12 protein-coding genes are annotated in these 13,795 nt (G+C 56.4%); 8 read left to right on the plus strand and 4 right to left on the minus strand.

The features are described from left to right. Positions 1–4: 4 nt before the first annotated feature. The 4 genes from K7J14_RS10540 to K7J14_RS10555 all read right to left on the minus strand — a co-directional run bounded on the left by K7J14_RS10540 (position 5) and on the right by K7J14_RS10555 (position 4,550). Positions 5–847, minus strand: coding sequence for a sugar ABC transporter permease (locus K7J14_RS10540; RefSeq protein WP_230755977.1), 843 nt, complete (start codon positions 845–847; stop codon positions 5–7). Then, complete coding sequence (locus K7J14_RS10545; protein WP_230755979.1) at positions 844–2,166, minus strand: carbohydrate ABC transporter permease; 1,323 nt, start codon at positions 2,164–2,166, stop codon at positions 844–846. The genes K7J14_RS10540 and K7J14_RS10545 overlap by 4 nt, the downstream gene beginning before the upstream one ends. A gap of 104 nt (positions 2,167–2,270) precedes the next feature. Continuing rightward, positions 2,271–3,473, minus strand: coding sequence for a sugar ABC transporter substrate-binding protein (locus K7J14_RS10550; RefSeq protein ID WP_230755980.1), 1,203 nt, complete (start codon positions 3,471–3,473; stop codon positions 2,271–2,273). A gap of 57 nt (positions 3,474–3,530) precedes the next feature. Beyond that, positions 3,531–4,550, minus strand: a complete 1,020-nt coding sequence (locus K7J14_RS10555) for a LacI family DNA-binding transcriptional regulator (RefSeq protein ID WP_230755981.1) — start codon at positions 4,548–4,550, stop codon at positions 3,531–3,533. 482 nt (positions 4,551–5,032) lie between these two features. On the opposite strand from K7J14_RS10555, the gene nifH reads away from it, so the two are divergent. The 8 genes from nifH to K7J14_RS10595 all read left to right on the plus strand — a co-directional run bounded on the left by nifH (position 5,033) and on the right by K7J14_RS10595 (position 13,783). After that, positions 5,033–5,857: a nitrogenase iron protein gene (gene nifH / locus K7J14_RS10560; RefSeq protein ID WP_230755982.1), complete on the plus strand. Its 825-nt coding sequence runs from the start codon at positions 5,033–5,035 to the stop codon at positions 5,855–5,857. Between the two features lie 18 nt (positions 5,858–5,875). After that, positions 5,876–6,214 carry a P-II family nitrogen regulator gene (locus K7J14_RS10565; RefSeq protein WP_230755983.1) on the plus strand — a complete coding sequence of 113 codons (339 nt, stop codon included), beginning with the start codon at positions 5,876–5,878 and terminating at the stop codon, positions 6,212–6,214. An 85-nt stretch (positions 6,215–6,299) separates the two neighbouring features. After that, the gene (locus K7J14_RS10570) at positions 6,300–6,677 is read left to right on the plus strand and encodes a P-II family nitrogen regulator (protein WP_230755984.1); all 378 of its coding nucleotides are present in this window, start codon (positions 6,300–6,302) and stop codon (positions 6,675–6,677) included. 11 nt (positions 6,678–6,688) lie between these two features. After that, complete coding sequence (nifD, locus tag K7J14_RS10575; RefSeq protein WP_230755985.1) at positions 6,689–8,323, plus strand: nitrogenase molybdenum-iron protein alpha chain; 1,635 nt, start codon at positions 6,689–6,691, stop codon at positions 8,321–8,323. Positions 8,324–8,340: 17 nt separating this feature from the next. Further along, positions 8,341–9,717 carry a nitrogenase component 1 gene (locus K7J14_RS10580; RefSeq protein ID WP_230755986.1) on the plus strand — a complete coding sequence of 459 codons (1,377 nt, stop codon included), beginning with the start codon at positions 8,341–8,343 and terminating at the stop codon, positions 9,715–9,717. A 24-nt stretch (positions 9,718–9,741) separates the two neighbouring features. Further along, positions 9,742–11,115 carry a nitrogenase iron-molybdenum cofactor biosynthesis protein NifE gene (nifE, locus tag K7J14_RS10585; protein ID WP_230755988.1) on the plus strand — a complete coding sequence of 458 codons (1,374 nt, stop codon included), beginning with the start codon at positions 9,742–9,744 and terminating at the stop codon, positions 11,113–11,115. After that, positions 11,112–12,515 carry a nitrogenase component 1 gene (locus tag K7J14_RS10590; protein ID WP_230755990.1) on the plus strand — a complete coding sequence of 468 codons (1,404 nt, stop codon included), beginning with the start codon at positions 11,112–11,114 and terminating at the stop codon, positions 12,513–12,515. Before nifE ends, K7J14_RS10590 begins: the two co-directional genes overlap by 4 nt. An 8-nt stretch (positions 12,516–12,523) precedes the next feature. Next, positions 12,524–13,783, plus strand: coding sequence for a radical SAM protein (locus tag K7J14_RS10595; protein WP_230755992.1), 1,260 nt, complete (start codon positions 12,524–12,526; stop codon positions 13,781–13,783). Positions 13,784–13,795: the final 12 nt, after the last annotated feature.

The raw sequence follows: 13,795 nt of genomic DNA on the forward strand, positions 1-13,795 counted from the left end.
CTTCTTATTCCTTGACTGCCGCTCCGCCGAAGCTCGTAATCATAGCCTTTTGCGTAATGATGAAAAACGCGATGAAGGGTATGGCGACGATGAGGGAGCCGGCGGCGAACGTGGTAAAATCGTTTTTCTTGTCGGTAACGAAACTGAACAGACCGAGAGCGAGAGTCTGCTTTTCGACGGAGCGGAGAACCATCTTCGGGAAGATGTAGTCCATCCACGGAGCGGTGAAGCTCGTGATGCCGAGAAAGGTGATGATAGGCCGGGCGACCGGCATGATGATGGTCGAGTAAATGCGGAAGTGTCCGGCTCCGTCGATGCGGGCCGCTTCGTCGAGGCTGCGGGATACAGTATCCATGTAGTTTTTAACCAGCCAGGTGTTGTACGGAATATTTCCCGCCACGTATACGAGAACCAGGCCCCACAGGGTATCCAGGCCGCCGATGCGAAGCAGAATCACGTAGATGGCGACCATGCCGACGAACGAGGGAAAAATCTGGAGGATGAGCAGGGACATCAGCATGGATTTCTTGAACACGAAGCGGAAGCGCGAAAACACGTAGGCTCCGAGCGACGCGATCATGATGGTTGAAAGAGAGGTGCACACCGCGATGATAAGCGTATTCATGAACCACTTTCCGTACTGCGTCTCGGTGAACAGGTGGACGAAATGCTTTGCGGTAAAGCCGTCGCCGAAGGGCATGATGCTCACCGAGGCTATGCTGTTTCCGGGGGAAAACGCCGAACTGACGACGTACACCAGGGGATATAACACGAAGAACGAAATAATGCCGAAAATGATGTACACGACGAAGCTGTTGATGACGCCGGATGATTTTTTATGGTTCATACCTCGCCCTCCTTGTAAGCCTTTGTCCGGCTGAAGTTGAATATCGCGAACGGAGCGAGCACGATGAAGATCATGACCGCGATGACGGACGCGTAATTGTATTTGAGCAGAGTGATCGTCAGCTTATAAATCCAGGTAACGAGAATGTCGGTGCCGCCGGCGCTCGTGGTCGTACTGTCGGCAACGGTCGGATTTCCTCCGGTAAGGAAGAATATCGCTCCGAAGTTGTTGATGTTGTGGGTGAAGCTCATGATGATCAGCGGCATGGTTTGATACAGTACGAGGGGCAGCGTGATGCGCCTGAGAACCTGGAATTTATTCGCGCCGTCGATGCGGGCGGCCTCGAACAAATCCTGCGAAACCGCGGTCATCGTCCCCATCGTCAAAAGCATGAAGTACCCGAAACCAGCCCACAGATTGACCATTACAACGGTGAACTGGGCAAGCGCCGGATGGCCGAGCCAGGGGATCACCTCGTCGATGAGGCCGAGAGCCATCAGCGTCCTGTTGACGGTGCCGAAGGTTCCGTTGAGGAGATTCTTCCACACGAGCATGCTCACCACCGCGGGGACCGCGTACGGCAGAATAAAGATAATCCTGAAAGCCGGAGCGAATCGGATTTTGCTTTCTTTTAAAAGCACGGCGACAAGCAGACCGCCGAAATAGCAGGTGATCGTCGCCGCGAAGGCCCAGATCAGAGTCCAGGAGGCGACCCGCGCGAATCCGGCAGACCAGGAGGTTTCGCCGCCCAGGAGAGTAGTGAAATTCTCGAAACCGACCCAATCTACGGTATTGTTCGGAGGGATGTTCGACGGAGCGGAATAATTGGTGAAGGCTACGCTCGCTGAAAAAAGGAGCGGAACCAGAACGAATATGAGAATCATGAGGAAGCTCGGAGCGAGGCCCAGAACGGGAAACGCGCTTCCGAACACGCCATTGGCGGATTCCTTGAATGAACGGAAGCTCTTCTTCCGGCAGTATTCCGCGTACGAAGACTGCGCGCTTCGCACGGAAAGAACGTACGTGACGATGAAGATCGCGATGACGGCTAACAGCAGTATGCCGTCGATCAGCATGAAGATGGAATTCCCCCGCTGTTTGATGGGCAGATCCGGCTGCGGCGAGCCGAGCGTCACAAGCTCGACGAGCTTATGGACGATGAAGGGCGAAAAGGCCAGAAACAGGACTTCCGTGAGGGCAAAAAAAACACCCTTTGCGTAATCTTTGAGATGCACAATATGGGCGAGCCCCATGAACAGGGATGCCGTTATCGTAATCTTTTTTTGAGCCGAACCGTCGGCGGGCATTATCGATGCCATTGATCCTCCAGAAAGACGAAAAATCCTGTCGAAGAGACGCGTCCGCGAAGCAATGCCCCGCGGACGCGTCAAACGATCATGATCCGGTAACTCGAATCGAATCCTTACTTGCCGAGAATTGCGGCGTTGCAGGCATCAAGTTCCTTTTTGATGTCGGCTCCGTCCCAGATGTTCTTGCTGGCGTTGTTCATGGCTTCCCAGTACGCGCCCATCTGAGGGATGGAGGGCATGGGGAAGGCATAGTCGAGCTGGGCGAGGAAGCCGCCCATGTAGGGGCTGTCGACCTTGGTAGCGATCGCGGGAAGGGCTCCGGTGATCTTGAAGCGGAGCTGCTGCATTTCGGGGCTCAGCAGGAACTGGGCGAAAAGAGCGGCTTCGTTCGGATAATCGGAATAGGCCGAAACGAACATCGCGCGGGTTCCCGAGAATGAAGCGGCGGGCTTCGCGTCTCCGGGAAGAGCGGGAAGAGGAGCGACGCCGAAATCGACGCCGGCGTCCTTAAAGGGAACTACGTTCCACAGGCCGGTGATATGCATAGCAGCGGTGCCGGAGGCGAACGCGGAGTCCGCTACCGAGGTGGTAAGGTCGGCGGAAGGAACGTTCAGCACGGAGCGGAGATTCTGGAAGAACTGCATACCCTTGATCGACTTCGGGGAATTGATGTTCGTGGAAGAAGTGTCTGTTCCGGTGGGTCCGAAGAGGCGGTTTCCGTCGCTCGTGGTGAATACGATCGTGTAGTAGGCATTGCCCACGTCCATGATGAAGCCGTATTTTCCCGGATTCGCCGCGTTATATTTTTTGGCGAAGGCCGCGACTTCATCCCATGTCTTGGGAACTTCGTTTTCTTTTACGAGAGCCTTGTTGTAAAAGAGCGCATAGGTTTCGGCGGATACGGGATATCCGTACATCTTTCCGCCGAAGGTGAGCGCGCTCGAACACGCACCGAGAACCTGGCGGCGGAGAGCGTCTGCGTTCTGAGAAGGAAGCACATGGCCTCCGGTCGCAAGCTCGCCGAGCTTATCGTGGGGGGCGGCGAAAAGGTCGGGCCCTACTCCCGCGGGACCGTCGAGAGCGATCTGTCCGGCGGCGTCTCCGAGCTCGACATGGACATACTTGATCTCGATGTTCGGGTTTTTAGCGGTGAAAGCCGCACCGGCCTGACGGATGAACTCGTCCGGACCCTTGTCGGATTCCCATACGGTCAGAGTAACCTTTTTCCCGGCCGAACCGGTCGCAGAATCTTGCCCGCCGGCGGCGAACGCCAGAGCAGGTACCAGAAGGAGAGCAATCAGCGCACCTTTCTTCATTTTTTCCTCCTATTATTTACCGGTCCCAGGACCGGTTCATATGCAAAACCCGGATTCTCAAATCCGGGAAGAATCCCGTATTATCAGCCGGTAGGGAACCAGAATTTTCTTCGCGGTCTCCCTGCCGTTCGCCGCGTCGATCAAATTATTCGCGGCGGCGCAGCCGAGGTCATGGATGTTCACATGCAAAGCCGTAATGGACGGAATGTGGTCTTCCATCGCTGCGGAATCATGAAAGGACATGAGCGAAACATCCCTCGGTATCGAATACCCGTGGCGATGAAGCCATGAAAGAGAACGCGACGCGATTACGTCGTCCATGCATAAGAGCGTTCCCGGCGAAGCTTCCATCGCATTGCGCATTTTCCGTTCGATGCCGCTCTTGCTTCCCGCGTTCCACACAACCGAAGCCCGCTCAGCCCCGGCTCCGGATTCGGACAGCGCACGGCAAAAACCGGCAAAACGGTCCTTATTAACCTGATGGTCGGGATTGCCCGCCAACAGAATCACCGGGCCCGCGCGATGCGAAAGCGCGTACAGAGTCGCCTCCCGGCAGCCCGCGTCGTGGTCCGAATCGACCTGCGCGACCAGCTCGTCGCCGCAGTTTCCGATTACCGCGAAGGGCAGTCCCGCGGTTTTCAAAAAAGCTACCGCCTTGTCGTCCGACAGCGGCCGGGTCAGGATGACGCCGTCGACCTTCCGGTTTTTAACCAGCCGCCTGAGCCCGGCGATGTTTCCCGCAGACGTAACGGACACCACGACGTCGTAATCCCGCGCGTTTACCGCCTCGGTGATGCTGTACAGGCACACCTGGAAAAAGGGAATCTCGTGGACATCGGCGTCAGCCGGAATAACGACGGCGATGTTGAAGGTTCTCGATTCCGCCAAACTTTTCGCGATCAGATTCGGCCGATACCCGTGCGCTTCTATATAAGAAAGCACTTTTTCCCGGGTTTCCTTCCCTATCCTGCCCTTCCCGGATATCGCACGGGAAACGGTTGTCTTGGAAACGCCGAGCGCCGCCGCGATGTCGTTTATAGTTTGCAACTGGTTCGGCTCGATTCCTGCTTCTTCCATCGCCGTACAAAATCCTTATCCGCCGCGAACACAAGTCCGCATACGTTCAATTGTAGTTTAGTAAAATCTAAATGCAAGCTTCCGGCGAAAACGACGCTGAAAAGCAAGCAACTCCGCCGAAACCGGAATGTGAAAAAGCCTTGCGCCTCGGATGCGCAACCGGTTGTTCACTCTACGGTAACGTTAACACAGTATAAATCGTCTGTCAAATTTTATTTGCACGCAAACCTACAAAAAAGTAGGAATTAACAATCCGGAATCTTCGCAAATGTAACCTCGCTATTTAGAGAAAAGTTCGAATACCGCAGAAAACCAAGAAAAATATGTTCGAAGGAGCCAATCAAATCCTTACAATACAAGAAATTAATCTTTTATACTCGCGCAACAAGATCACAGGGAACCGAATTGGCACGCTTTTTGCAAAGTAGCATGCATCGGAGCAAGCGCAAGCAAACTCCGAAAACCACCTCCAGGAGAGGACGATGCGCAAGATAGCGATTTATGGAAAAGGCGGAATCGGGAAATCCACAACGACGCAGAACACCGTCGCCGCTTTGGCAGAAATGGGAAAAAACGTGATGGTAGTCGGATGCGATCCAAAGGCGGACTCGACGCGTTTGCTTCTGGGAGGCCTGTCCCAGAAGACCGTGCTCGATACACTGCGCGAAGAGGGGGAAGACCTTGATCTCGAGGACGTGGTGAAAGCAGGCTTCAAAGCCACCCGTTGCGTCGAATCGGGAGGACCGGAGCCGGGAGTCGGCTGCGCCGGACGCGGAATCATCACCTCGATCAATCTGCTGGAACAGCTCGGAGCCTTCGACGAGAAGTACAAGCTCGACTACACCTTCTACGATGTTCTCGGAGACGTCGTGTGCGGAGGCTTCGCCATGCCGATCAGGGACGGAAAGGCCGAGGAAATCTACATCGTCTGTTCCGGAGAAATGATGGCGATGTACGCCGCGAACAATATCTGCAAGGGAATCATGAAATTCGCGGAAGCGGGAACGGTGCGCCTGGGCGGTTTGATCTGCAACAGCCGTAAAACCGATCGCGAGGACGAGCTCATCATGGCGCTTGCGGACAAGCTCGGAACGCAGATGATCCACTTCGTTCCGCGGGACAATATGGTGCAGCGCGCTGAGATCAACAAAAAGACCGTTATCGATTTCGATCCTTCCGTAAATCAGGCGGAGGAATACCGCAAGCTCGCGCGGGCCATCGAGAACAACAAGAAATTCGTCATTCCAAAGCCGCTTCCGATCGACGAACTCGAAAAACTGTTAATGGAATTCGGAATCGCGGACTAAGGCGAAAAGGAGAAACAGATGATATTAATCAGGGCAATAGTGAGACCGGAAAAAACCGACGCGGTAATGGCGCGTCTCATGGCGGAAGGGTTTCCCGCAGTCACCAGGCTGAACGTTACCGGACGCGGAAAACAGCGCGGCATCAAAATAGGGGAAGTGACCTACGACGAAGTGCCGAAGGAACTGTTGATGCTCGTCGTCAAGGACAAGGACAGGGACTTCGTGGTCAAGACGATCATCGAAGAAGCCAGGACGGGAGAAAAAGGCGCGTTCGGAGACGGCAAGATTTTCATCTCGCCCGTGGACGAAATGTACACAGTCAGTTCCGGCGTCAAGGAAACGGGCGCGGAAGGATGAGAACAGCCCCTGGCGGCGGTTCACGCAGAACTGCGGCAATCGACTGTTCTCGAAACGCCGATGATCGGCGCGCGGAGGTTGCAGAATGAAGGAAGTAATGGCGATCGTCAGGATGAATAAAATCAACCAGACGAAACGGGCTCTGTCCGCGGCGGGAATCACCTCCATGCATGCGAAGGACTGCCTCGGAAGAGGGAAAGGCCTGGTGGAGATGATTCAGCTCGGAGGAGCGGAAAAAGAATACGAAGAAAAGATGAACGATCTGGGAAACGCCGGGAGGCTCATCCCGAAAAGAATGATTTCGGTCGTCGTTCCGAACAAGCTCGTCAGGAAAACGATCGACGTGATCATGGAGACGAACCGCACCGGCAAGAGCGGCGATGGAAAAATCATCGTAATGCCGGTGACCGATTCGATCCGCATCAGAACCGGCGAAACGGGTGACGGCACCCTGGACGAATAAGGAGGCTGCGCATGAGCGAAGTTGAAATGATGACGCCGGGAGAAGTCTTTAAGGCCGAGGTGCTGGAAAAATATCCTCCCAAATTGGCGAAGAAACGCGGAAGACAGATAGTCGTAAACGAAGCGGCCGGAGGCGAAGTTCCGGAGATTCTCGCGAACTCGCGGACGGCTCCGGGAATCCTGACCATGAGGGGCTGTTCCTACGCAGGCTGCAAGGGAGTCGTGCTCGGACCTACGCGCGACGTTCTCCAGATCACCCACGGGCCGATCGGATGCGGTTTTTACAGCTGGCTTACGCGGCGAAACCAGACGAAACCGCATACGGCCGAAGCGGTAAACTTCATGCCGTACGCCATGAGCACGGATCTGCAGGAAGACGAAATTATTTTCGGCGGCGAGAAAAAACTGAAAGCGGCGATAGACGAGGCCATCGCACTCTTCCATCCGAAGGCCATCGGAATATTCTCGACCTGCCCGGTCGGACTGATCGGAGACGATGTGCACGCTGTCGCACGCGAGATGGAAGCGAAATATCCGGACGTAAACATCTTCGGCTTCTCCTGCGAAGGATATAAAGGCGTCAGCCAGTCGGCGGGGCACCACGTGGCGAACAACAAGGTTTTCACCGACGTGGTCGGACTCGACGATACGCCGAAGCAGGGAAAGTTCCGCTTCAACATTCTCGGCGAGTACAACATCGGCGGCGACGCCTTCGAGATCGAACGCATCGTGGGAAAATGCGGCATGACGCTCCACTCCACGTTCAGCGGAAACTCGACGTACGAGGAGTTCATCAGCGCGCACACGGTAGACCTGAACACGGTCATGTGCCATCGGTCGATCAACTATCTTGCCGAGATGATGGAAAAGAAATACGGAATTCCGTGGTTCAAGATCAACTTCATCGGCGCCGATTCCACCGCGAAGTCTCTCAGGAAAATCGCCGAGTTCTTCGGCGACGGAGAGCTGACGAAAAGGACGGAGGAAGCCATCGCCGAGGAAATGGAGAAGGTCGAAGCCGTGCGGAAAGAAATCTATGAACGGTGCAAGGGAAAGAAGGCGATGCTCTTCGTCGGGGGATCGCGGGCGCACCATTATCAGGATCTGCTGGGCGAGATCGGAATAGAAACGATAGCTGCCGGATACGAGTTCGCGCACCGGGACGATTACGAAGGGCGCAAGGTGCTTCCGAGCATCGTCGTCGACGCGGACTCGCGCAATATCGAAGAGCTAACCGTGACGGCCGACGAAAAAAGATACCAGCCGAGGATCAGCGAAGCGGAAAAGGCGAAGCGGGAAAAGGAAGGATTCGCCTTCAGCGATTACGACGGAATGATGAAGCAGATGAAGGACAAGACCCTCGTCATCGACGACCTGAACCACTACGAAACCGAAAAGCTCATCGAGATGTACAAGCCGGATCTCGTGTGCGCGGGAATCAAGGAAAAGTACGTGGTCCAAAAACAGGGCGTTCCCATGAAGCAGCTTCACAGCTACGACTATCAGGGACCCTACGCCGGTTTCGAAGGGGCGATCAACTTCTATAAGGAAATAGACCGCATCGTCAATTCGAACGCGTTCCGGCTCGCGAAGGCTCCATGGGCCGACAGTCCGGAACTCTCGGCGTCGTACGGATACACCGGATAAACGGAAGGAGAATCACAATGCTGTTAAGACATACGCCCGAAACGCTGGTCGAAAGAAGCGCGCTTACCGTGAACCCGGCGAAAACCTGCCAACCGGTTGGAGCAATGTACGCCGCGCTCGGCATACACAAGTGCATGCCGCACAGCCACGGATCGCAGGGATGCTGCGCCTACCACCGAAGCGCCCTGACCCGCCACTACAAAGACCCCATCATGGCGACGACGAGTTCCTTTACGGAAGGTGCGTCGGTGTTCGGAGGGCAGGCGAACATACTCGAAGCCTTCGCGAACATCTTCAATCTCTACGATCCGGACATCGTAGCGGTACATACGACCTGTCTTTCTGAAACCATCGGAGACGATCTTCCCCAGATCATCAACAAGGCGATTACCGAGAACAAGATTCCCCCGGGAAAGACGGTGATAGCAGCAAGCACGCCGAGCTTCAAGGGATCGCACATCACCGGATACTCGAACATGGTAAGCGCGATGATCAAATACTTCGCTCGGAACACGGGAAAGAAGAACGGATGCGTCAATCTGATTCCTACGTTCATCGAACCGAGCGACATGGCTGAAATCAAGCATATCGCCGAGTCGATGGGGGCGAAGTACATCATGTTTCCAGATACGAGCGACGTCGTGAACGGACCGATGGACGGAAAGTTCCGCATGTACCCGAAGGGCGGCGCGACCAAGGAAGAAATCGCCTCGTCGGGGGATTCGATCCTGACCATCGGGCTCGGACGCACCGGAACGCTCGAGCCTGCGAAGCTGCTCGACACTCACTGCAAGGTGCCGGCTGAAATAATCGATCTGCCGATCGGCATTACGGCCACCGACGAGTTCGTCGACCTGATTCGCAAAACGGCGGGGGTCAGCGTTCCAGAGGAAATACTCCTGGAACGCGGACAGCTTGTGGACGTTCTCTGCGACATGAACCAGTACACCTACGGGAAGAAGGCATCGCTCGTCGGCGATCCCGATATTCTCGTTGGCCTCGTGCGCCTGTGCAGGGAAGCCGGAATGGAGATCCTGCACGTAGTCAGCGGAACAAAGGCGGGACCGAAGTTCGAGCGCAAGATCAAAGAACTCGCCGGAGAAAAAACAATAGTGAAAACCGGCGCGCAGGCTGACATGTTCTACTTCCATCAGCTCGTCAAGAACGACAAGCCGGATCTCATTCTGGGAAATACGTATTGCAAGTACATCGCCCGGGACATGGACATCCCGCTGGTACGCACCGGTTTCCCGATTTACGACCGGGTCGGGCATTCGTACTTTCCGATCGTCGGCTACCGCGGCGGGCTCAGGCTCCTGGAAAAAATCCTCGACGCGTTGATGGACAGGATCGACCGGGACGCGAGCGAGGAAAAAGTGGAACTGGTGATGTGATCGTTTTGAAAAAGGAGGCATCGGATGATCGGAATACTCGAAGAGCGAAAGCTGCAGGTTTTTGAAAACGGAAAGGATTCCTACGGGATCGAATGCGGCAAATCGAGCGCCGCCGGCTCCGTGAGCCAGAGAGCCTGCGTGTTCTGCGGATCGCGGGTCGTTCTGTATCCGATCGCCGATGCGCTCCATCTCATACACGGCCCGATCGGCTGCGCGGCTTACACATGGGACATCAGAGGCTCCATGTCGAGCGGCCCCGAGCTGCACCGGATGAGCTTTTCCACAGACCTGCAGGAAAGGGAGGTCGTGTACGGCGGCGAAAAAAAACTGTACGCGGCTCTGACGGAATTGATCGCGGAGTACCGGCCGAAGGCAGCCTTCGTGTATTCGACCTGCATTGTGGGACTCATCGGAGACGACGTAGAAAGCGTGTGCCGGAGGGTCGAAAGAGAGACGGGGATACGGGTGCTGCCCGTCCACTCCGAAGGATTCAAGGGGACCAAGAAAGACGGTTACAAGGCTGCCTGCGACGCCGTATTCAAGCTCATGGGGACGGACGACGAAACGCCGGTTTCGCCGTTCAGCATCAACATTCTCGGAGAGTTCAATCTGGCCGGGGAAACATGGATCATAAAGGACTATTACCGGCGCATGGGAATCGAAGTCGTCTCGTGCATCACCGGCGACGGCAGGGTGGACGAAATCGCCCGCGCCCACCGAGCGAAGCTGAACGTCGTCCAATGCTCGGGCTCCATGACATCCCTGGCCAAGACGATGAAGGACGAGTACGGAATTCCCTTCATCAGGGTTTCGTATTTCGGCATCGAAGACATGACAAAAGCCCTCTACGACGTCGCCGCCCGTTTCGACGACGAGCTGATAACGCGCAATACGATCGACCTCGTGAGCGACGAAGTCGGACGGCTGCTGCCGCGACTGGAAAAATATCGGGCGAACCTGATAGGAAAAAAAGCGGCGATCTACGTCGGAGGATCGTTTAAATCCTTTTCGCTGGTGAAGGCCCTGCGCCATCTCGGAATGGAGACGGTAGTCGTGGGATCGCAGACCGGATCGGCCGAAGACTACGAGTATCTGAAAGAAATCACGAAAGAAGGAACCATAATCTGCGACGATACGAATCCGCTTGAGCTTTCCTCCTTCATCCTGAACAAGGGTGCGGACCTCCTCATCGGAGGAGTAAAGGAGCGTCCTATCGCCTATAAAATGGGAATCGCGTTTTGCGATCATAATCACGAACGGAAAGAAGCGCTGGCGGGCTATGAAGGAATGATCAACTTCGCACGCGAAGTGCACGACTCGGTCACGAGCCCCGTATGGAAATTTTCTCCGGCGCGCATCCGCGCCCGGATTTCGCCCGATCAGGGAGGCGCGATATGAAAGGAAAGGAATTCGTTTCGACCAGGAACCCCTGCAAGCTCTGCGCTCCGCTGGGAGCCTCCATCGCCTTCCGCGGAATAGAGGGATGCATACCCCTCGTCCACGGTTCCCAGGGCTGCTCTACGTATATCAGACGGTACGGCATCAGCCACTTCCGCGAACCGATCGACATAGCCTCTTCTAACTTTACCGAATCCTCGGCGATATTCGGCGGAGGCGAAAACCTGAAAAACGCCATCGCCAACGTTTCGAAGCAATACGAACCCAAGGCGATCGGCATCGCATCGACCTGCCTCTCGGAAACGATGGGCGAAAACATACCGATGTATCTCTCGCAATACGAAGCCTCGAGAAAAGGCGAGTCCGGAGGGCCGGCAATCTTCTACGCGTCCACGCCGAGCTACAGCGGCACCCATATGGACGGTTTCCATCAGGCGGTGTTCGCCGCGGTGAAAGCCTTCGCCGGAAAGCCGGACGAAAACGGGGAAAACGTGCAAGCCGCTTGCGACGATCAGCCGCCGGCGGACGCGCGAAAAAAGATAAACATCCTCTCCGGCTTTGTTTCCACGGAAGATCTGCGGGAAATCAGGGATATCGTCGAGTCGTTCGGTGCGGACTGCATTCTCGTTCCCGACTACTCGGAAAGCCTCGACGGGTCGAGCTGGGAAACCTATCAAAAACTGCCGGAAGGCGGCACTAAGATCGCCGACATCAGAAACATGAACCGGGCTGCCGGCACGATCTCCTTCGACGTCTCGGCCAGAGAAGACAGGCGCGCGGGTCTGTGGCTCGAAAAGGAATTCGGGGTTCCCTGCGCGCCTCTATACCTACCGGTAGGTATAGAGCAAACAGACAAGTTCTTCGACGAACTCTCCCGCATCAGCGGAAACCCCGTTCCAGAAAAATGGACGAAAACCCGCGGACGCCTGATCGACGCCTACATCGACGGCCACAAATACTGTTCGGGAAAACGCGCGATCGTCTACGGCGAAGAAGACTTCGTCCTGGCCCTATCCGCCTTCCTCGACGAAATCGGCATAACGCCCGTCGTCGCCGCGACGGGAGCGAAGAACCCTCAATTCGCTCATTGCCTCGCGGCCGCTTCTCCTAACTCGCGCGAAGCCCCCGTCGTCGCTGACGACTCTGATTTCGAAACCGTTCTGAGTATCGCACAGGATATGAAAGCCGACCTCATCATCGGGAACAGCAAGGGCTACCATCTCGCCCGGAATTTAAAGCTGCCTCTCGTCCGCGCGGGCTTTCCCGTCCACGACCGCATGGGCGGCCAGCGCATTCTCCACCTCGGCTACCGGGGAACGCTCTCTCTGTTCGACTCGGTATGCAACGCCCTCATGCAGGCAAAACAGGAATCCGCGGAAAGCGGCTGGACATACATATAGGAGGAACCATGGACTTCTCGAAACACCCCTGCTTCAGCGCGGAAGCGCGCCATACGACGGGACGCATACACCTCCCGGTCGCGCCGAAATGCAACATCCAGTGCAATTTCTGCAACCGGAAATTCGACTGCGTGAACGAATCGCGGCCCGGCGTCGCCAGCACGATACTCTCGCCCGATCAGGCGCTCGGGTATCTGAAGGAGGTAGACGACCGAGTGGAAAACCTCGCGGTCGTCGGCATAGCCGGACCGGGAGATCCATTCGCGAACGCTGAGGAAACGATAGCGACGATGAAAAAAGTCGGCGAAGCCTTTCCGGAGAAAATTCTCTGCCTCGCGACGAACGGACTCGGCCTCCTCGAATACGTCGACGAAATAGCCTCTCTCAACGTCAGCCACGTCACGGTGACCCTCAACGCGGTTTACCCTGAAATCGGCGCGAAAATCTACTCGTGGATCCGCTTCGGTTCGCGCGTCCTGCGCGGGGTCGAAGGCGCGAAGCTTCTGCTCGAACGCCAGACCGCGGCGATTACGGCATTGAAGGCGCGGGGCGTGACCGTGAAAATCAACACGGTAATAATCCCGGGCATCAACGACGGACACGCCGAGGAAGTCGCCCGCTACGCCGCCGCTCTCGGAGCCGACGTTCAAAACTGCATTCCCCTCATGCACGTCGAGGAAACGGCCTTCGCGGACCGGCCGGTTCCGGACGCCGGCGAAATGCAGGCGCTCCGCTTCGCCGCGGGAAAACACCTGCGCCAGATGTCCCACTGCGCGCGGTGCCGGGCGGACGCCGTCGGCAAGCTCGGGGAGGCGAACACGGAAGAAATACAAGCGCTTCTAAAAAAAGCCGCCCGGATAGGGCCCACGGACGAGTGGCCCTTCATCGCCGTCGCCTCGCGGGAAGGACTGTTCGTAAACTGCCATGTCGGCGAAGCGCTTCAGTTATGGATATTCAAAAATGAAAACGGAAAACCGGTTCTCATCGAACGCCGCCCGACGCCGGTTCCCGGCGGCGGAGACGAACGGTGGGAAGCGCTCGCGAAAACGATTCCCGACTGCTTCGCCCTGCTCGCCAGCGGCTGCGGAAACGCGCCCCTGACAATTCTCGCAAAGCGGGGCATCGCGGTAACCGCGGCGGAATGCCTCGTGCGCGACGCCGCCGAACCTCTGTTCAGGGGAGAGCCGATCCCCAAAGTCCTCGAGCGCGCGGCGGGCTCCTGCGGCTCCGGAGCGCTCTGCTCGGGAACCGGAACCGGCTGCGCGTAAAAAGCAATAGGA

It is taken from the genome of Teretinema zuelzerae, from assembly GCF_021021555.1.
Lineage (GTDB): Bacteria > Spirochaetota > Spirochaetia > Treponematales > Treponemataceae > Teretinema > Teretinema zuelzerae.

Excerpts from the sequence above, each read along its gene's own strand:
- K7J14_RS10555 (WP_230755981.1), bottom strand. The coding sequence starts at position 4,550 with ATGGAAGAAGCAGGAATCGAGCCGAACCAGTTGCAAACTATAAACGAC.
- K7J14_RS10590 (WP_230755990.1), top strand. The coding sequence starts at position 11,112 with ATGAAAGGAAAGGAATTCGTTTCGACCAGGAACCCCTGCAAGCTCTGC.
- K7J14_RS10565 (WP_230755983.1), top strand. The coding sequence starts at position 5,876 with ATGATATTAATCAGGGCAATAGTGAGACCGGAAAAAACCGACGCGGTA.
- K7J14_RS10540 (WP_230755977.1), bottom strand. The coding sequence starts at position 847 with ATGAACCATAAAAAATCATCCGGCGTCATCAACAGCTTCGTCGTGTAC.
- nifD (WP_230755985.1), top strand. The coding sequence starts at position 6,689 with ATGAGCGAAGTTGAAATGATGACGCCGGGAGAAGTCTTTAAGGCCGAG.
- K7J14_RS10570 (WP_230755984.1), top strand. The coding sequence starts at position 6,300 with ATGAAGGAAGTAATGGCGATCGTCAGGATGAATAAAATCAACCAGACG.
- K7J14_RS10580 (WP_230755986.1), top strand. The coding sequence starts at position 8,341 with ATGCTGTTAAGACATACGCCCGAAACGCTGGTCGAAAGAAGCGCGCTT.
- nifH (WP_230755982.1), top strand. The coding sequence starts at position 5,033 with ATGCGCAAGATAGCGATTTATGGAAAAGGCGGAATCGGGAAATCCACA.
- nifE (WP_230755988.1), top strand. The coding sequence starts at position 9,742 with ATGATCGGAATACTCGAAGAGCGAAAGCTGCAGGTTTTTGAAAACGGA.
- K7J14_RS10545 (WP_230755979.1), bottom strand. The coding sequence starts at position 2,166 with ATGGCATCGATAATGCCCGCCGACGGTTCGGCTCAAAAAAAGATTACG.
- K7J14_RS10595 (WP_230755992.1), top strand. The coding sequence starts at position 12,524 with ATGGACTTCTCGAAACACCCCTGCTTCAGCGCGGAAGCGCGCCATACG.
- K7J14_RS10550 (WP_230755980.1), bottom strand. The coding sequence starts at position 3,473 with ATGAAGAAAGGTGCGCTGATTGCTCTCCTTCTGGTACCTGCTCTGGCG.